Origin of the sequence: Micromonospora sp. BL1 (genome assembly GCF_003667485.1) — a bacterium.
In the GTDB taxonomy this organism is placed as follows: domain Bacteria; phylum Actinomycetota; class Actinomycetes; order Mycobacteriales; family Micromonosporaceae; genus Micromonospora; species Micromonospora tulbaghiae.
In genome coordinates this window covers 1-18,533 of sequence record NZ_RCVK01000156.1, presented here as the reverse complement: position 1 = coordinate 18,533, position 18,533 = coordinate 1, and the positions used below count along the sequence as shown (strand labels likewise).

The 18,533-nt window shown below is 73.0% G+C and carries 16 protein-coding genes; 3 read left to right on the top strand and 13 right to left on the bottom strand.

The genetic code is table 11. The annotated features are described in order from the left end of the window. Window positions 1-3: 3 nt before the first annotated feature. From EAD96_RS05395 to tmk, 6 genes are all read right to left on the bottom strand, one after another. A complete protein-coding gene (locus EAD96_RS05395) occupies window positions 4-846 on the bottom strand; it encodes a regulatory iron-sulfur-containing complex subunit RicT (protein ID WP_121683487.1) in 843 nt (280 codons plus the stop codon). A 260-nt stretch (window positions 847-1,106) separates the two neighbouring features. Further along, window positions 1,107-1,775, bottom strand: coding sequence for a hypothetical protein (locus EAD96_RS05390; protein ID WP_120572035.1), 669 nt, complete (start codon window positions 1,773-1,775; stop codon window positions 1,107-1,109). Then, the gene (locus EAD96_RS05385) at window positions 1,775-2,080 is read right to left on the bottom strand and encodes a hypothetical protein (protein WP_120572036.1); all 306 of its coding nucleotides are present in this window, start codon (window positions 2,078-2,080) and stop codon (window positions 1,775-1,777) included. Before EAD96_RS05385 ends, EAD96_RS05390 begins: the two co-directional genes overlap by 1 nt. A 1-nt stretch (window position 2,081) precedes the next feature. Continuing rightward, window positions 2,082-2,411 carry a YbaB/EbfC family nucleoid-associated protein gene (locus tag EAD96_RS05380; RefSeq protein ID WP_013473591.1) on the bottom strand — a complete coding sequence of 110 codons (330 nt, stop codon included), beginning with the start codon at window positions 2,409-2,411 and terminating at the stop codon, window positions 2,082-2,084. Between the two features lie 128 nt (window positions 2,412-2,539). Next, a complete protein-coding gene (locus EAD96_RS05375) occupies window positions 2,540-3,808 on the bottom strand; it encodes a DNA polymerase III subunit delta' (RefSeq protein ID WP_120572037.1) in 1,269 nt (422 codons plus the stop codon). Continuing rightward, entirely contained in the window at window positions 3,805-5,961 is a 2,157-nt protein-coding gene (gene tmk / locus EAD96_RS05370; RefSeq protein WP_255498957.1) for a dTMP kinase, read from the bottom strand. Before tmk ends, EAD96_RS05375 begins: the two co-directional genes overlap by 4 nt. 217 nt (window positions 5,962-6,178) lie before the next feature. Here tmk and EAD96_RS05365 point away from each other — a divergent pair, with 217 nt between their 5' ends. Continuing rightward, window positions 6,179-7,387 (top strand): amino acid deaminase/aldolase, encoded by a 1,209-nt coding sequence (locus EAD96_RS05365; protein WP_121683486.1) that lies wholly within the window; start codon window positions 6,179-6,181, stop codon window positions 7,385-7,387. Between the two features lie 78 nt (window positions 7,388-7,465). Here EAD96_RS05365 and EAD96_RS05360 read toward each other — a convergent pair whose 3' ends face one another. Further along, window positions 7,466-8,041, bottom strand: coding sequence for a TetR family transcriptional regulator (locus tag EAD96_RS05360; protein ID WP_013473587.1), 576 nt, complete (start codon window positions 8,039-8,041; stop codon window positions 7,466-7,468). Between the two features lie 219 nt (window positions 8,042-8,260). Between EAD96_RS05360 and EAD96_RS05355 the strand changes: the two genes are divergently transcribed. Beyond that, window positions 8,261-9,577 (top strand): D-arabinono-1,4-lactone oxidase, encoded by a 1,317-nt coding sequence (locus EAD96_RS05355; protein WP_199733074.1) that lies wholly within the window; start codon window positions 8,261-8,263, stop codon window positions 9,575-9,577. Between the two features lie 123 nt (window positions 9,578-9,700). Continuing rightward, on the top strand, window positions 9,701-10,621 hold the full coding sequence (locus tag EAD96_RS05350; protein ID WP_121683488.1) for a DUF559 domain-containing protein: 921 nt from the start codon (window positions 9,701-9,703) through the stop codon (window positions 10,619-10,621). Window positions 10,622-10,665: 44 nt separating this feature from the next. On the opposite strand, the gene topA is transcribed toward EAD96_RS05350, so the two are convergent. The 6 genes from topA to EAD96_RS05320 all read right to left on the bottom strand — a co-directional run bounded on the left by topA (window position 10,666) and on the right by EAD96_RS05320 (window position 18,448). Continuing rightward, window positions 10,666-13,479 carry a type I DNA topoisomerase gene (gene topA, locus EAD96_RS05345; protein ID WP_121683484.1) on the bottom strand — a complete coding sequence of 938 codons (2,814 nt, stop codon included), beginning with the start codon at window positions 13,477-13,479 and terminating at the stop codon, window positions 10,666-10,668. Between the two features lie 268 nt (window positions 13,480-13,747). Further along, window positions 13,748-14,356, bottom strand: a complete 609-nt coding sequence (locus EAD96_RS05340) for a hypothetical protein (protein ID WP_120572042.1) — start codon at window positions 14,354-14,356, stop codon at window positions 13,748-13,750. Further along, window positions 14,347-14,889 (bottom strand): hypothetical protein, encoded by a 543-nt coding sequence (locus EAD96_RS05335; RefSeq protein ID WP_091414621.1) that lies wholly within the window; start codon window positions 14,887-14,889, stop codon window positions 14,347-14,349. Before EAD96_RS05335 ends, EAD96_RS05340 begins: the two co-directional genes overlap by 10 nt. A 101-nt stretch (window positions 14,890-14,990) precedes the next feature. Next, window positions 14,991-17,339 carry a sodium-translocating pyrophosphatase gene (locus EAD96_RS05330; protein WP_120572044.1) on the bottom strand — a complete coding sequence of 783 codons (2,349 nt, stop codon included), beginning with the start codon at window positions 17,337-17,339 and terminating at the stop codon, window positions 14,991-14,993. Window positions 17,340-17,660: 321 nt separating this feature from the next. Continuing rightward, window positions 17,661-18,098 carry an ATP-binding protein gene (locus EAD96_RS05325; RefSeq protein ID WP_013283650.1) on the bottom strand — a complete coding sequence of 146 codons (438 nt, stop codon included), beginning with the start codon at window positions 18,096-18,098 and terminating at the stop codon, window positions 17,661-17,663. Beyond that, entirely contained in the window at window positions 18,098-18,448 is a 351-nt protein-coding gene (locus tag EAD96_RS05320) for an STAS domain-containing protein (protein WP_013283649.1), read from the bottom strand. Before EAD96_RS05320 ends, EAD96_RS05325 begins: the two co-directional genes overlap by 1 nt. Window positions 18,449-18,533 lie beyond the last annotated feature (85 nt).

Below are 18,533 nucleotides of genomic sequence, written 5' to 3'. Positions count from 1 at the left end.
GGGTTAGGGCGGGGGGTAGTGCTGGTCGTGGGCCTGCCTCGGGCCGCAGACCGACGCGCGGGAGCACATCGAGCGGGAGCCGTCCGCGTCCAGGCGGACCGTGACCGCGTCGCGCGGGACACTGTGGCCGACCACCTTGCCCTCGCCCTGCGGCGTGGACACCCGGCTGCCGACCGCAGGGGCCGACTCCTGGAACTTCTGATACAGCGGATGCTCGTACTTCAGGCAGCACATCAGCCTCCCGCACGCACCGGAGATGCGCAGCGGGTTGAGCGGCAGGTCCTGGTCCTTCGCCATCCGGATGGTCACCGGCTCGAAGTCGGTGAGGAACGTGGCGCAGCACAGGTCACGACCGCAGGAGCCGATGCCGCCCTGCACGCGGGCGGAGTCGCGGGCGGACAGCTGCCGCAGCTCGACCCGGCAGTGCAGCGTGGCGCCCAGGTCGCGGACCAGCGAGCGGAAGTCGACGCGGTGCGGCGCGGTGAAGTAGATCGTGGTGCGGTCGCTGCCGTTCTCCGGCGTGGCCAGGACGTGGTCGACGGCGACCACCTTCATCGGCAGGCCGTGTTCGCGGATCAGCCGCTTGGCGGCCACCTTCGCCTCGGCCTTGCGCCGGCGCAGCATCTCGTCGCGGCGCAGGTCGTCGTCCCCGGCGATCCCGGCGAGTTTCGGGAAGCTGTCGGTGTCCTCACTGACCCACTGCGCGGCCCACACGCACTCGGCCACCTCGGGCCCCTCGTCGGTGGGCACCAGCACCCGGTCGCCCACCTGCGGGCGCCACTCGCCCGGGTCGAGGTAGTAGAGGCGCCCGTACCGGTTGAAGCTGACCGCGCAGAGCATGCCCATGCGCCACACCCTACGCGGATCGACGCGCGCCGCACGGCGCACCTGTCGCCGCCCGGTCACCCACCGCAGCGATCACCGTCGACGACCCGGCCGAACCGGCCCCATCGCCTCGCCCGGACGGCTGAATCTCCGGCGGGCCCCTGACAAACACCGCCCGGACGCGTTGAGTGAAGGCATACCTGCGGGGGGTGCAGGGGAAGGCCACGGCGCCGCCGCCGTCACCCGGCCACGGCCGGACCGGCGCGCGGCGCCGTGGACCGTCAGTAGCCGATCCGGGTGGTGCCGCCGTAGCGCGGGGCGGTGGTGGCGCGGTCCCGCCACTGTGTCTCGGCCAGGCTCGGCCCCCACTGGCGCAGCAGCGTCTCGGCGCCGTCGTAGGCCACCCCGAGCACACCCAGGACCCTCGTGGCGATCTCCGCCGCGGCCGCCGCCCCGGCCCGTCCGGCCTCGGCGCCGGGCCGGGTCGCCGCGTGCACCGCGACCGCCTCCGCCGAGCCCAGCACCTCGGCCAGCGCCCGGGCCAGCGCGGCCCGGCTGCCCTCCACCCAGCCGGCCAGCGCGTCGGCGTAGCCCGCCGTCGACTCCAGCCGCCCGACCAGGCTCTCCGGGCCTTCGTCCAGGTGCCGCAGCAGGGCGGCACGTGCCTCGTCGTACGCCGACGCGGCGGCGCCGGACCAGGCGACCTGGTCGGCCAGCATGGCGCAGGTGTCGTCGTACCCCCGGACGAGCCGGCGCACCGCGTGGCCGGCGCCGGTCAGCGGCGCGGGATGCAGGTCGAGGAACTCGCGCACGGCCGCGCCGGGAAGCACCTGCATGCGGCGCAGCAGCGGCCAGAGCCGGTGGCCCTCGGGCGCGCCGGCGGCCAGCAGCGTGTCGACGCGGGCGAGCAGGTCGAGGCCGGGCTCGGCGAGGCGGTCGAGCGCGTCCATCAGGCCTCCCGGGCCAGCCGCCGGGCGACCGCGTCGTCGGCGGCGGCGTAGCGGTCGGCGGCGCTGCGCAGCGCCGCTGCGGCGGCGGCCATCCGGACGGCGGCGGCCTGCGCCTCGCGTGCCCGGTCGGCGGTGGCGAGGGTCCACTGGCGGTGCAGCGCGCGGCCCACCTCGCCGGGGCGGCCGGTGGCGTGCGCGCCGAACGCGGGATGCGGCGGGTCGGTGGCGGTCACCGTGCGGGACAGGGTGGCGAGGGTCGCGCCGGCCTCGTCGAGACGGGCGGCCAGGGCACGCAGCGTCTCCATGTCAGGCCCCCGCCAGCGGCCGGTAGGCCGCGAACGTCTCGTTGTGCAGCTTCTCCCGCGCCCACTGCGCCGCGTCGGCGGCGGCGGTGACCGCGGCCTGCACCGAGCCGGCCACGTCGCGCGGACTGCGGTGGTGCAGCGGGCCGAGGAAGCGCACGTCGGTGATCCGCCCGCCGGCGGTCACCACCACCTCGACGAGCCCGTCGGGTGAGCGGACGGTGACCTCGACCGTCGCGACCGCCTGGTCGAACTCGGCCTGCAGGTTCTCGATCCGGCGGTAGCGCCGCACCGCCTCCTCGATCCAGGCCTCGTCGATCTCGCCCCGCGGCATCGGCGGACTCCTCCCGGCCGGTCCGGCCTTCACTGAGCGTGCCGCCTCGGTCACCGCGGCATCACCGGACCGTACCGCACGGCAATCGCGCGTGTCGATGCCCTGTGGACAGTGCGGGAGGGCCCGGTTCAGCCGCGCCAGAGGGCCAGCATCATCGCCTCCACCGCGATCCGCGGCTTGACGTTCGCCTCGATCGCCGCGCGGCACTCCAGCACCGCCTCCAGGCGGCGCAGCGAGCCCTCGGCGTCCCACTTCTGCGCGCCCGCCGAGGCGAGCGACGCGGTGTCGGTGTGCACCGGGGCGACAGGCGCCCGCAGGGCCATGATGAGCGCGTCCCGGTAGAACCCGGCCAGGTCGACCAGGGCCCGGTCCAGCGCGTCCCGCTGGGCGCGGGTGGCCCGCGACTTCTGCCGCTTCTCCAGGTCCTTGAGCTGACCCGCCGCGCCGCGCATGGCGCCGGCCGCGCCCCGGCCGGTGCCGCCCGCGCCGAGCGCCGTCTGCAACGCCGTACGCTCCGCCTCGTCGATCTCCGCGACGGAGGCGGCGGCCTCCGCCTCGGCGGCCTCGATCAGCGCCGAGGCCGCGTCGAACGCCGCGCCCACGCCGGTCAGCCGGCGCGGCACGGCCAGCACCGCGTCGCGCCGCTGCCGGGCCTCCGGGTCGCGGGCCAGCCGCCGGGCCCGGCCCACGTGCCCCTGCGCCGCCGCGGCGGCCCACTCGGCCACGTCGGGCGCGATGCCGTCGCGGCGGACCAGCACCTCGGCCACCGCGGCCGGCGGCGGCTGCCGCAGCGGTACGACCCGGCAGCGCGACCGGATGGTCACGGAGATGTCGTCCGGGTGGGTGGACGGGGCGCAGAGCAGGAAGACGGTACGCGGCGGCGGCTCCTCGATCGCCTTGAGCAGCGCGTTGCCGGCAGCCTCGGTGAGCCGGTCGGCGTCCTCGATGATCACGATCTGCCACCGGCCGCCGGAGGGCGCGCTGGCCGCTCGCAGCACCAGCGCGCGCATCTCGTTGACGCCGATGGACAGGCCCTCGGGCACCACGAGGCGTACGTCCGCGTGAGTGCCGGTGAGCGTGGTGTGGCAGCCGGGGCAGGTGCCGCACCCGGTGCCGTGCACGCACTCCAGGGCGGCGGCGAACGCGCGGGCGGCCACCGAGCGGCCCGATCCGGGCGGGCCGGTGAAGATCCAGGCGTGGGTCATGCCGGCGCCCGGATCGGCCGGTGCCGGAGCCGGGTCGCCGTCGTACTCCTCGGCGAGCGCGTCGAGGTCGTCGTGCCCGCCCGCGGGGGCCGTCACCGGCGCGCGCAGCAGGGCGGCGGCCGAGGCGGCGGCCCGCCGCAGCATGGCCACCGCCTCGTCCTGCCCGACCAGATCGCCGAAGACGTCGGTCATCGCCGGGGTTGCTCCATCGTCACCAGCTCCGCGTCGGATAACTCGGGCTGGACCGAGGTGTCCGGGCCCTGCGCCGGACGGGGGTGCACGATGCCGCCCGGGTCGGCCAGCAGCTCGCCCACCCGGCGGGCGACCGCGTCGGCGGTCTCCGCGATCGGGCGGGACGCGTCGAGCACCAGGTATCGCTTCGGGTCACCGGCGGCGAGGTCGAGGAAGGCGTACCGGACCCGCTCGTGGAACGTCAGCGACTCGGCCTCCAGCCGGTCGGTGCCCTCGTTGCGGTCCTCGACCCGGCTCAGGCCGGTACGCGGCTCGACGTCGAGCAGAACCACCAGGTCGGGCTTGAGGCCGCCGGTGGCCCAGGACGAGAGCCAGGAGACCTCGTCCACCGGGAGCGTCCGGCCGGCGCCCTGGTAGGCGAGCGACGAGTCGACGTACCGGTCGCTGATCACCACCGCGCCCCGCACCAGCGCCGGGCGGACGACAGTGGCCACGTGGTGCGCCCGGTCGGCGGCGTAGAGCAGCGCCTCGGCGCGCGGCGACGGCGCCTCGTCCGGGGCGGTGCCGAGCACCAGGGAGCGAATCCGCTCGCCGACCGGCGTGGCGCCCGGCTCGCGGGTGACCACCACGTCGCGGCCCTGCGCGCGCAGCCGGTCGGCGAGCTGGGCGAGCTGGGTGGACTTGCCTGCGCCCTCGCCGCCCTCGAAGACCACGAACAGGCCGCTGGAGACGAACGGCTCGGCCGGCATCAGCGGACGGCCCCGGATCGAGCCCCAGAGGTCCGCGAGGACCGGTACGCCCTTCTTGTCGTCCATCTGGCCGAACGCGCTGATCCCGGCGATGATTCCGGCCGCGCCGGCGGCGAGCAGCAGCAGGCGGGTGGAGGAGATGGAGATGCCCAGGTCGGCGATGGTGAGCTGGCGGGAGCCGCCGACGCCGACCAGGAGGCTGCTGAGCGCGATGGCCAGGATCAGCACCAGCCGGGTGCCGATCTGCACCACCGCGAAGACCCGGCCGCGCACCTCGTCGGCCACCTCGCCGCCGAGCAGCGTGGTGCCGGCCAGGAACGCCATGCCGGCGCCCGCGCCGACCAGGATCGCGCCGAGGATGGCCATGGACAGGTGGATGGCGAAGGCGAGCACCAGCACCGAGGCACTGGCGAGCACGATGCTCATGCCGAACCAGCGGCGGCGGGACATGTCCCGCACGATCATCGGCCCGAGCCCGATGCCGAGCGCCAGGCCGACGAAGATCGCGCCGAAGAGCAGCGAGAACGCGGCGTCACCGGCGCCGAGCGAGTTGGCGAAGAACTTGCCCGTGCCGACCACGATGCCGCCGCCGGCGAACGCGCCGAAGATGCCCAGCACCAGGCCTCGGACGAGCGGGGTCTGGCCGATGTATTTCCAGCCCTCGGAGAACTGCCGGAACATGCTCTGCTCGGTGCGCTCCGCCTCGCCGCGCTGGGCCTCGCTGATCTCCTTGATCCCGAACGCCACCACGAGCGCGGTGGCCAGCCGGGAGAAGGCGTTGAACCAGAGCGCCAGCTGGGCCGGTTCGGCCCAGTTCGGCAGGTCGCCGCCGACCGCGCCGGGCAGGCCGCGGGTCAGCACGGCCAGGGCGACGGCCGCCGCGACCGGCGTCAGGCCGTACGTGGTGATCAGCGTGAGCTGGTTCGCCGCCTCCAGCCGGGTACGCGGGATGAGGTTGGGGACCGCCGCCTCCTTGGCCGGGATCCACAGCAGGGTGATCGACTCGATCAGGAACGTGGCGATCAGCGCCCAGCCGACCACCAGCCCGCCCGCGGCGCCGGTGAGCGCGTACAGCGGGATCGAGGCGAACAGCACGAAGCGCAGCAGGTCGCAGATGACCATCGTCCACCGGCGGTCGAACCGGTCGGCGAACACGCCCGCCACCGGGCCGAGCACCAGCGCCGGGAGCAGCCGGATCGCCGTCACACCGCCGAACGCGGCGCCCTGGGCGGTGCTGCCGGAGACCTGGGAGGCGGCGAACAGCGCGGTGGCGAGCAGGCCGAGCCAGTCGCCGAAGGAGGCGGCGCTGAGCACGATCCACAGCCGGCGGAACGGCCGGATGCGCAGCACCGACCGGATGGCGGCGGCACCGGAGTGGTCGGCGGCTGTCCCGGGCGACGACACGCCGGGCGACTCGCCGTTGTTCTGGCTTTCGATGGCCGTACCTCCACGTGCCGGCCCAGGTCTGGGCATCCCCGGTGGAACACTCTAGTCGCGCAGGAAGGGTCGTCCCCCGCGACATTCACCTGCTCGCCGAGCCTAGGCCGCCGGGACCACCGCCCGCAGCCCGGACAGACGCGAGGGTATTTCGCATTGCCGTCCAGACAGTTAGCGTGCAGACGTGGCCATCGACCGTGACAAACTTCGCGATCGTCTCGACCGGGCGACCGCTCACCTCGACCCGCCGTACGCCGTCGTCGACCTCACCGCGTTCGACACCAACGCCGAGGCGCTCGCCGGCCGGTCCGGCGGCAAGCCGCTGCGCGTGGCGAGCAAGTCGGTACGCGTCCGCGAGTTGCTGACCCGGGCACTCAAGCGGCCCGGGTGGCACGGCGTGATGGCCTTCACGCTCCCCGAGGCGCTGTGGCTGGTCCGCTCCGGGGTCAGCGACGACGTGCTCGTGGCGTACCCGACGGCCCACCGGGGCGGCCTCGCCGAACTGGCCGCCGACCCGGCACTCGCCGACGCGGTGACGCTGATGATCGACGACACCGGGCAGCTCGACCTGATCGACGCGGTGTGCCCGCCCGCGGGCCGCCCCGCGCTGCGGGTCTGCCTCGACCTGGACGCCTCCTGGCGCCCGCTGGGAGGCCGGGTGCACGTCGGCGTGCGCCGCTCCCCGGTGCACAGCGCCACGGCGGCCGGCGCGCTCGCCGCCGCCGTCGCCGGCCGGCCGGGCTTCCGGCTGGTCGGCCTGATGTCGTACGAGGCACAGATCGCCGGCCTGGGCGACGCGCCGCCCGGACAGGCGGTGCTCGGCTCGGCGATCCGGGTCGCGCAGCGCGGGTCGTACCGCGAACTGCTGGCCCGCCGCTCCGCCGCGGTCGGCGCGGTCCGGGAGCACGCCGACCTGGAGTTCGTCAACGGCGGCGGCACCGGCAGCGTGGCCGCCACCAGCGCGGACCCCGCGGTCACCGAGGTCACCGCGGGCTCCGGCCTGTACGGGCCGACGCTGTTCGACGCGTACCGTGCCTGGCAGCCCACCCCGGCGGCGTTCTTCGCCTGCGCGGTGGTCCGCCGCCCGGCGCCCGGGCTGGCGACGGTGCTCGGTGGCGGCTGGATCGCCTCCGGCCAGGCGGCGACCAGCCGGCTGCCCCGGCCGTGGCTGCCGGACGGGCTGAAGCTGCTCGGCGCGGAGGGCGCCGGCGAGGTGCAGACCCCGCTGGCCGGGAAGGCCGCGGACACCCTGCGCGTCGGCGACCGGGTGTGGTTCCGCCACGCCAAGGCGGGCGAGCTGTGCGAGCACGTCAACGAGGTGCACCTGGTCGAGGGGGACGCGGTGGTCGCCACCGTGCCGACCTACCGGGGCGAGGGGCACGCGTTCCTCTGAGCCGCTCGCGGCTCTGCCCCACCACGTGACGACGGCGGGTCCCGACGCACTCTCAGAACCCGCCGTTCAACGTGCCGCTCAGCCCTGGTGGGCGACCTCCGTGGGGGCGTTCACCTGCCGGTGCAGGTACTCCCGGATGAGCGCCTTCGCCTCGACCAGCACCCGCTCGTCGCCGTCGGTGCGGCGGCGGAAGGCCAGCTTGATCAGGGCGTCCGCGGCCTCCACCGCGACCTCCAGGTGGAACCGCAGGTCGGGCACCCCGGCGAGGCCGAAACGCTCGGTGAGTACGCGGGCGAGCTGCTCCGCGATGACCCCGTTGTTGTCCCGCTGGTCGTCCAGCAGGTGCAGGTCGACCACGTCGCCGAAGTGCAGGGTACGGAAGCCTGGAACGGTGCGGTGCATCGAGATGTACTCGTCGATCGCCGCGTCGACCCCGTCCCACCAGTGGGTCAGGTCGTCCGAGGAGAACCGCTCGTCGAGCCGCTGGAGGTAGGACTCCATGGTGCGCAGGGTCAGTGCCTGCACGATCGCCCGCTTGTCCGGAAAGAACTGGTATACCGACCCGATCGCCACCTCGGCACGCTCGGCGAGCAGGGTCGTGGTCAGCCCTTCGTACCCCACCTCGTCGACGAGCTCGGCGCAGGCGTCCAGCATCCGCTGGACCCGCGCGACACTTCGGCCCTGCACCGGTACTCGACGCAGCGGCCCGGTCGTGGCGGCTGGTGTGGACACTCGGCGCCACCCCCCTTCGACGGATGAACATATCTGCACGTCACGAGTCTGTGACTACCGGTACAACGAGCCGGGCTCGATTGCGGTATTTACCAGGCACAACGTTCCTGATATGAATTCAGTTCATATTCATGTCGAGGAGTGGCCGCGATGACCGGTACCACCGCCACCTGGTCCAACTGGGCCGGCAACCAGCACAGCACCGCGCTCCTCACCGTGCGCCCGCGTAGCGTCTCCGACGTCGTCGAGGCGGTCCGCCAGGCCACCGCGGCGGGCCGGACCGTCCGGGCCACCGGCAGCGGCCACTCGTTCACCGCCACCGCCGTCGCCGACAGGCACCGGATCGACCTCGCCGAGCTGGAGACCGACGTCACAGTCGACGTGGCGCGCCGCCTGGTCACCGTACCGGCCGGGATGACGTTGCACACGCTCAACGATCTGCTCGCCGGGCACGGCCTCGCGATGCCGAACCTCGGCGACATCGACGCCCAGACCATCGCCGGTGCGCTCTCCACCGGCACCCACGGCACCGGGGCGAAGCTGGGCTGCCTGTCCACCTTCGTGGCCGGGCTGACGCTGGTCACCGGCACCGGCGAGGTGCTGCGCTGCTCGGCCGAGGAGAACCGCGACGTCTTCGACGCCGCCCGGGTCGGGCTCGGCGCGGTGGGCGTGCTGGTCGAGGTCACGCTGCGCTGCGTGGACGCCTTCGTGTTGCGCGCGCACGAACGCCCGGCCCCGCTCGCCGAAGTGCTCGACGACCTCCCCGGCCTGTACGACGCGCACGACCACGCCGAGTTCTACTGGTTCCCGTACACCGACCGGGTGCAGGTCAAGACCAACGACCGGGTACCCGCCGACGACCAGCCACTGCCCGGCTGGCGCGGCTGGCTGGACGACGAGTTCCTCTCCAACACCGTCTTCGCCGGCGCCTGCCGCCTCGGCCGCGCCGTACCCGCCCTCGCACCCCGGATCAGCGCCGTCTCCGCCCGCGCGCTCACCGAACGCACCTACACCGGCCGCTCCGACCGCGTGTTCTGCACGCCGCGCCGGGTCCGCTTCGTGGAGATGGAGTACGGGCTGCCGCGCGAGGCACTGCCCACCGCGCTGGCCGAACTGCGCCGGATCGTGGACCGGCTGCCGTTCAAGGTGCTGTTCCCGGTCGAGGTGCGCTTCACCGCCGCCGACGACATCTGGCTGTCCCACTCGTACGGGCGGGACTCCGCGTACATCGCCGTGCACCAGTACGTGGGCATGCCGTACGAGCCGTACTTCCGCGCGTTCGAGCAGGTGGCGACGGAGTTGGGCGGCCGCCCGCACTGGGGCAAGCTGCACTGGCGCGACGCGGAGTCCCTGGCCACTGCCTACCCGAGATTCGCCGACTTCCAGTCCGTCCGCTCCCGCCTCGACCCCTCCCACATCTTCCAGAACCCCTACTTGACCCAGGTCCTGGGCGCCTGACCCGCCTAGCGGGGATCTTGGTACGGGGCCGCCCCTTGAAGGGCGTTCCCGTACCAAGATCTCGGCGGCTGTCCACAGGGGCAACAGGGACGACGGGACAGCGGGTGGGATTCATGTGTGGAGATGCCGGGGGATGACGCGGACGAGTTGAGCTGGTTGCTGTTCCATCAGGAACGGGTGCTCGAAGCGACGCAGGCTCGACGGTTCCTGTCCGAGAAGGCGATCCGGCACCGGCTGGGCAGCGGGCGCTGGCGGCAGGCGCACCGGCGCGTCTACGTCACCCACAACGGGCCGGTGGGTCCGAAAGAGTGGCGTTGGGTGGCGGTGCTCGCGGCGGGACCGGCAGCGACGCTGGGTGGACTCACCGCGGCCCAGGCATGGGGCCTGCGGCGCTATGAGAGCCGGCTGGTGCATCTGCTGCTGCCGGCCCGGCATCAGACGCGAACCCTGCTACCGGGTGTGCGGATCCATCGCACCACCGCACTGCCGCCGGAGGACGTGCTGGACCTCGGCAAGCCCCGCCGGACCATGCCGGCCCGCTCGCTCGTCGACGCGGCACAGTGGGCGGCGACCGACGAGGAGGCACGGGCTGTCATCGCGGCAGGCTTCCAGCAACGCCTGGTCTGGGGCGACGACCTGCATCGGGTGCTGGAGCGGCTCCCTCGCGCACGTCGGCGCCGGCTGATCCTGGCGACCGCCGCGGACGCGGCCGGCGGCGCTCACTCCCTCGCCGAAATCGACTTCCTCGATCTCGTCCGGGGGGCCGGGTTACCCGAACCGTCCCTCCAGGTCGTCCGGCGTGACGCCACCGGGCGGCGCCGCTACCTGGACGTCTGGTTCGAGCGGTGGCGGGTGCACGTCGAGATCGACGGTGGGCAGCACCTCGACCCGAGGACCGCCTGGGCGGACATGCAGCGGCAGAACGACGTCTGGACCACCGGTGACCGGGTCCTGCGCTTCCCCGCGTGGGCCGTCCGCAACGACCCGACCCGCGTCGTGACCCAGTTGCGCGCCGCCCTGCGATCCTCAGGTTGGCCCGGCTGAGATCTTGGTACGGACCCGCCCTTCCAGGCGCCTCCGTACCAAGATCACTCGTTCGGGGTTGAGGTCGCCTTCTTGGGGGCGGCCTTCTTGGCCGTCGTCTTCTTCGCGGCCGTCGCCTTCTTGGCCGCCGTGGTCTTCTTCGCCGCCGTCGTCTTCTTCGCCGGGGCGGCCTTCTTCGCGGCCTTCTTCTTCGGCGCCGGACCCTTCGCGCGCTTCTCGGCCAGCATCTCCGACGCCTGCTCCAGCGTCAGCTCCTCCGGCGTCTGCCCGCGCCGCAGCGACGCGTTGAACTCGCCGTCGGTCACGTACGGCCCGAAGCGCCCGTCCTTGATCACCAGCGGCTTCTCGGTGAGCGGGTCGTTGCCCATCTCCCGCAGCGGCGGCGCGGCGGCCCGGCGCTGGCGCGTCTTCGGGGCGGCCAGCAACGCCAGCGCCTCGTCCAGCGTGACGGTGAACATCTTGTCTTCGGAGTCCAGCGAGCGGAACTCGTCACCGCGCTTGACGTACGGGCCGTAGCGGCCGTTGTTGGCGAACACCTCGGCGCCGTCCGGGGCCACGCCGATCAGCCGGGGCAGGCGCAGCAGCTGCAACGCCTGCTCCAGGGTGAGGCTGTCCGGCGACTGCGAGCGCAGCAGCGAGGACTTGCGCTCGCCGCTTGCCACGTACGGGCCGAACCGGCCGGACTTGAGCACGATCGGCTCGCCCGTCGACGGGTCGTCGCCGAGCTTGCGCTCACCGCCGCCGCCGAGGAACAGCTCGTGCACCTTCTCCGGGGTCAGCTCGTCGGGGGCCAGTCCCTCCGGGATCGGCGCCCGGTCGCCCTGCGAGCCGCCCTCCTCGCCCTCACCCTCACCCGAGGCCGGGGCCGAGCCCGAAACCGCGCCGGGCAGCGCCCGCTGGAGGTACGGCCCGTACCGGCCGACCCGGACGACGACCTCGCGGCCCTCGTCGTCGGTGAACAGCGGGATGGAGTTGACGCTGCGCGCGTCGATCTCGCTGAGGTTCTCGGTGACCAGCTTCTTCAGGCCACCGGCGTGCGCGATGGCCTGGTCGCCGGTGCCGTTGGTGCTGCCGAAGTAGAAGGAGGTGAGGAAGTCGACGGCGGCGTGGTCACCACCGGCGATCTCGTCCAGCTCGTTCTCCATGCTGGCGGTGAAGTCGTAGTCGATCAGGCGCGGGTAGTGCCGCTCCATCAGCCCGATCACCGCGAACGCCAGGAACGACGGGATCATCGCCTGGCCGCGCTTCACCACGTACCCGCGGTCCTGGATCGTCTGCATGATCGACGCGTACGTGGAGGGCCGGCCGATGCCCAGCTCTTCGAGCGCCTTGACCAGCGACGCCTCGGTGTAGCGGGAGGGCGGCTGGGTGTGGTGGCCCTGCGCGGCCAGCTCGTCGGCGGTCAGCGGCTGGTCCTTGACCAGCGTGGGCAGCCGCCGCTCGGCGTCCTCGGCCTCGGCGTTCTCGTCGTCGCTGGACTCGACGTACGCGCGCAGGAAGCCCGGGTCGGTGATGGTCTTGCCGGTCGCGCCGAAGTCGGCCTCCTCCTGGGCGGAGGAGACGGCGCGGATGCGCACCGACACGCTGGAGCCGACCGCGTCGGTCATCTGCGAGGCGATGGTGCGCCGCCAGATCAGCTCGTAGAGCTTGAACTCCTCGGCGGACAGCTCCTTGGCCACCTCGCCCGGGGTGCGGAAGTTGTCGCCCGCGGGACGGATCGCCTCGTGCGCCTCCTGCGCGTTCTTCACCTTGCCGGTGTAGCGGCGCGGCTCCGGCGGCACGCTGCGCTCGCCGTACAGCTCGACGATCTGCCGACGGGCGGCCGCGATGGCCGTCTCGGACAGGTTCACCGAGTCGGTACGCATGTAGGTGATGTAGCCGTTCTCGTACAGGCGCTGCGCGGTGCGCATCGTCTGCTGCGACGAGAACCGCAGCTTGCGGGCCGCCTCCTGCTGGAGCGTGGAGGTGATGAACGGCGCGTACGGGCGGCGCCGGTAGGGCTTCTCCTCGACCCGGGTGACGGTGAAGGGCCGGTCGGCCAGGCGGGCGGCGAGCCCTCGGGCCCCGCCCTCGTCGAGGTGGACGACACCCGCACCGGCGCGAACACGACCCGTGGTCGGCTCGAAGTCCTTGCCGGTGGCGATCCGGTCACCGTTCAGCGCGACGAGCGTGGCGTTGAACGTCCGCGGGCCCTCGCCCGGCTTCGCCACGGCGAGCGTGGCCAGGATGTCCCAGTACTCGGCGGTGCGGAACGCCATCCGCTGGCGCTCCCGCTCGACCACGATCCGCGTCGCCACGGACTGCACCCGGCCCGCCGACAGCTTCGGCATGACCTTCTTCCACAGCACCGGCGAGACCTCGTAGCCGTAGAGACGGTCGAGGATGCGCCGCGCCTCCTGGGCGTCGACCAGGTCGCGGTCGATCTCCCGGGGGTTCGCCACGGCGGCCTGGATGGCCGGCTTGGTGATCTCGTGGAAGACCATCCGCTTGACCGGCACCTTGGGCTTGAGCGTCTCCACCAGGTGCCAGGCGATGGCCTCGCCCTCGCGGTCCTCGTCCGTCGCCAGGAAGATCTCGTCGACCTCCTTGGCCAGCTTCACCAGCTTGCTGATCTGCTGCTTACGGTCGGGCGACACCACGTAGAGGGCGTGGAAGCCGTTGTCGACGTCGACGCCGAGGCGCGCCCACGGCTCACCCTTGTACTTCGCCGGGACGTCGGCGGCGTTGCGGGGCAGGTCCCGGACGTGGCCGAAGCTGGCCTCCACGACGTACCCCGGGCCGAGGTAGCCCGAGATCGTCTTGGCCTTCGCCGGTGACTCGACGATGACCAGACGGGTGGTTCCAGCGTTGCTCGGCACGTCTCTCCCCGACCTCACTCCTACGCCATGCCCGCTTCGGGCCGTGTTGCGCCACCCGGACCACGGGCGGTCCGGATGTCCAACGTAACGCGCCGTCCGCGTTCCGGGTTTCGTGGGCGGCAAACGGGCCGCCCTCCCGGCGACCGCCGGCCGCACCCTGCCGGACGGCGTCACGGTACACCGTGGGTAGGGCGACAGGCGGGTCACTGTGACGATCGCGTACCCCCGGCGGAGCCCTCGCCGGGTGTCCGGCTTCGGACAGCGGCGGTCAGCTCCGCGGCCCCGGCCAGTCCGTCACCGGCGCCGCCGCCGGCCGTTCCCCCACCAGCTCCGCGAGCCGCGACATCCGCCGTCCGCCGATCCGGAACGCGGGCCCGCCCTCGTCCGGCTCCACGAACGCGGCCGGCAGGCCCACCGCCGCCAGCGCGGCGCGGACCACCGGCCAGGACTGCTCGTCGGCCGGTCCGAGCCGCAGCCGGAATCCGGCCGGCTCGGCCGTGCCGGCGGCCGCCGCCCAGAGCCGCAGCCGCCGCCCGTCCAGGTGGAAGCGGGCCGGTGGACGCTTCGCCGCGCCCCGCAGCCAGGCCCGCGCGAGCGGCGCCAGCATGCTCGTGTACGCGGTGCGCACCCGGTGCCGCCCGTCCTCGGTCGGCTCCCAGCTCGCCGGCACGCCCCGGGCGCCCAGCTCGGCCACCAGCACGTGCACCCGCCAGGCGGCGTCGACCACCACGGAGATCCGCGCCGTGCCGCCCATCCGCCCCACCTCACCCGGCCCGGCGAGCAGGCCGGCGAGGTCCGCCAGCGAGGGATCGGCCGCCTCGGTGGAGAACAGCGAGGGCTGGCGGGCCGGTTTCGGGGTGGGAGGGGTCAGCGACACTCCGGGACCTCGTCGAAGGCCTCTTTCAGCTCGGTCGAGTTGAGCTTGCTGGTGTCCAGCGCGCTCGCGTCGTACTCCTTGTTGAGCGTGTCCACGGCGGCGCGCACGCCGTCGTAGAACGGACCGGCCTGGGCGGTGTCGAGCCGGTCGACGGTGTCCCGGGCCCGGCCGTACGCGTCGCGCATCTTGCTCAGCGACCCCAGGAACCCGGCGGACACCTCTTCGCCGCGCTCGGCCTCGGGCACGCCCGCCTCCTCGACCTTGCGCCGGGCCGTCTCGCTGGCCTGCTCGGCGCCGGCGAAGAGCCGGACCAGGTTCTCCTTGGCCTGCGGCGGCGTCGTCTGCGCGGTCATCTGCTGCTGGGTGCTGCTGGTCAGCTTCGAGATCTCCGCGCGCCACGGGGTCAGCGCCTGGCACACCGACGCGGCCCAGACCCGAGGGCTGGGACCGCCGCCGCACCCGGTGACGACGAGGACCAGCGTGGCCAGGACCACCGTGAGCTTTCCGGCGGTTGCCGCCCGGCGCGTACGCATGCGAAGCAGCGTACGACCTCCGGGCCGAACCGCCACCGGTCAGGTTTGCCGGGCACGGGGTTCCCGGCCGGCCGGGGCCGGCCGGGAACCATCGCGTGCGATCAGGCGTTCACCGTCTCCGGACGCTGGTCCGGGGTGCCGGCGCCGCTGTCCGAGTCGGACATCGCCACGCCCTTGCGCTTGCTGAACACCACGGCCGCCGCGATGATCAGCGCGGCCACCACGGCGATCGTGATGCGCAGCGGGTTGTTCTTGTCGTCGCCCACGCTCCAGGCCACCACGGCCGGGGCGATCAGCAGCGAGACCAGGTTCATCACCTTGAGCAGCGGGTTGATCGCCGGGCCGGCGGTGTCCTTGAACGGGTCGCCGACGGTGTCGCCGATGACTGTGGCGGCGTGCGCGTCGGAGCCCTTGCCGCCGTACGCGCCGTCCTCCACCAGCTTCTTGCCGTTGTCCCAGGCGCCGCCGGAGTTGGCCAGGAACACCGCCATCAGCGTGCCCGCGCCGATCGCGCCGGCCAGGTACGCGGCCAGCGCGCCCGGGCCGAGGCCGAAGCCGACAGCGATCGGGGCCAGGATGGCCAGCAGACCGGGGGTCATCAGCTCGCGCTGCGCGTCCCGGGTGCAGATGTCCACGACCTTGCCGTACTCGGGCCGCTGGGTGCGGTCCATGATGCCGGGCAGCTCGCGGAACTGGCGGCGTACCTCCATCACCACGGCCCCGGCGGAGCGGGAGACCGCGTTGATGGCCAGGCCGGAGAAGAGGAAGACCACAGCCGCGCCGATGATCAGGCCGACCAGGTTGCGCGGGTTGGACACGTTGAGCGAGTTGAGGATCTCGTTCCCGACGTCGCCCACGCCCGCGTCCTCGTACGCCGAGCGCAGCGTGTCGGTGTACGAGCCGAACAGCGCCGTGGCGGCCAGCACCGCCGTGGCGATCGCGATGCCCTTGGTGATCGCCTTGGTGGTGTTGCCGACGGCGTCCAGCTCGGTGAGCGTCCGCGCGCCGTGCTCGTCGATGTCGCCGGACATCTCGGCCACGCCCTGCGCGTTGTCCGAGATCGGGCCGAACGTGTCCATCGCGACGATGACGCCGACGGTGGTCAGAAGGCCGGTACCGGCCAGCGCGACGGCGAACAGCGACAGCGTGATCGAGCTGCCACCGAGCAGGAACGCGCCGAACACGCCGGCGGCGATCAGCAGCGCCGAGTAGACGGCCGACTCCAGGCCGACGCTGATGCCGGCGAGGATGACGGTGGCCGCGCCGGTCTGCGAGCTCTTGCCGATGTCCTGCACCGGGCGCCGGTTGGTCTCGGTGAAGTAGCCGGTGAGCGCCTGGATCGCGGCGGCCAGGACGATACCGATCACGACCGCGCCGATGGCCACCAGCCGCGGGTTGCGGTCGACGTCGGTCAGCCCGCCCTCCAGTTCGGCGAACGTGGCCGGCAGGTACGCGAACGCGGCGATCGCGACGAGCACCGCGGCGATCAGCGCGGACAGGTAGAAGGCCCGGTTGATCGCGGTCAGGCCGTTGCGGTCGCTGGCGCGCAGCCGGGTGATGAAGACGCCGACGATCGCGACCAGCACGCCGATGGTGGAGATGATCAGCGGGAAGACCAGGCCGGTCTCGCCGAACGCGGCCCGGCCGAGGATCAGCGCCGCGACGAGCGTGACCGCGTACGACTCGAACAGGTCGGCGGCCATGCCGGCGCAGTCGCCGACGTTGTCGCCCACGTTGTCGGCGATGGTGGCGGCGTTGCGCGGGTCGTCCTCCGGGATGCCCTGCTCGACCTTGCCGACCAGGTCGGCGCCGACGTCGGCGGCCTTGGTGAAGATGCCGCCGCCGACCCGCATGAACATGGCGAGCAGCGCGGCACCGAAGCCGAAGCCCTCCAGCACGGTCGGGGCGTCGCCCCGGAAGATCAGCACGACCAGCGCCGCACCGAACAGGCCGAGGCCGACGGTGAGGAAGCCGACCACGCCGCCCGTGCGGAAGGCGATCTTCATGGCGCCCTCACGGCCGCCTTCTCGCTCCCGCGCGGCCGCCGCCACCCGCAGGTTGGCGCGGGTGGCCAGCCACATGCCGGCGCCGCCGATGAACGCGCTGAACAGCGCACCCACCACGAAGAACGCCGAGCGGCCGACCTTCACGAGCGTTTCGTTGCCGTCGGTGTCGTGCACCGGCAGCAGGAAGAGCAGCACGACGGCGACCACCACGAAGATCGCCAGCGTGCGGAACTGTCGCAGCAGGTACGCCGACGCGCCCTCCTGCACCGCGCCGGAGATCTCCTGCATGTTGGTGGTTCCCTTACCGGCCGCCAGGACCGCCCTGGTGAGGGCGGCCGCGAAGACGAGCGCCACCAGCGCGATGACCGCGGCGATGACGACGTACGTCACGTTGGCTCCGGTAAGGGACAGTGCGCCGCCGTCGGCGGCCAAGGTCCCGGACATCTATGTCCTCCTGTACCGAACAACTCGCGCCGGCTCGTGGAGACGCACGGGCCGACGCCTGGATGCGGACTCGCAAGCGCGCGCCGACCCACCCCGGCGGACCAGCGATGAACTCCCGTTCCCGCTGGCTACGGGATGGGATCACTTGCTGACAACCCGCGTACTGTAGCCCTCTGGCGTGGCGAGGGTCACACCGAGGGGGCACCGTGTCTCGATGATCTTCGCAACTGTGTTATGCGAAGAAATCTGATATATGGCGCGACCAATACGACGAGGCCGCGCTCCCCCTTCGGGGAACGCGGCCTGCGTGTGCGAATCGGGTCAGGCGCGACCGGCCGGCCAGGACATCCGCACCTCGGTGCCGACGCCGTCGTCGACCGGGCGGACCTGGAGATCCTCCACGAAACCGGCGAGCAGCGCGAAGCCCACCCCGGTGGTGAGCGCGTCCTCGCTGAGCGACTCCTTCGCCAGCTCGTCCGGGCCGAGCGCGGCCAGGCCGAGGCCCGCCTCGATCGGGGCCCGGTCCACCACCCGGACCGTGTAGCCGCCGCCGTCGGACATCTCCACGTACACCGGGTCGGCCAGGCCGTACTGCCGGTGCAGCGCGACCGCCCGGGTGCACGCCTCACCGATGGCCAGGCGCACCTCGTCCAGCAGGTCCTCGCGTACGCCGGCCCGCCGGGCCACCGCGACGCCGACCAGGCGGGCGGTGCGCACGTGCACCGGGGCCGGAGAGAAGGACAGCTTGACGGTGGCCATCACGCGCCGGTGGAGTCGGCGGCGATGGCCGCGTCGACCGTCGGATGCAGCGGGAAGACCTGGTCCAGGGCGGTGATCCGGAAGATCTTGAGCAGCGGCTCCTTGTCGCAGACCAGCGCGAAGGAACCACCGGCCGAGCGCAGGCGCTTGAGCGCGCCCACGAGCACACCCAGCCCGGTCGAGTCGAGGAAGTCCACCCGGCCGAGGTCGACCACCACGTGGCGGGCTCCGCCGTCGATCAGTTCGAGGAGCCGTTCCCGCAGGCGGGGGGCGGTGTAGACATCCACCTCACCACCGACCTCGAGCACCGTGTGCTCCCCCACGGCGCGGGTCGCCAGCGACAGCTCCATCGGCCCCTCCTCGGTAAACTCTCCTGGGCATCTAACCATCTCCCCGTGCGGCCCCCTCGGTCACCGGCCACGCCCTCCCCATACC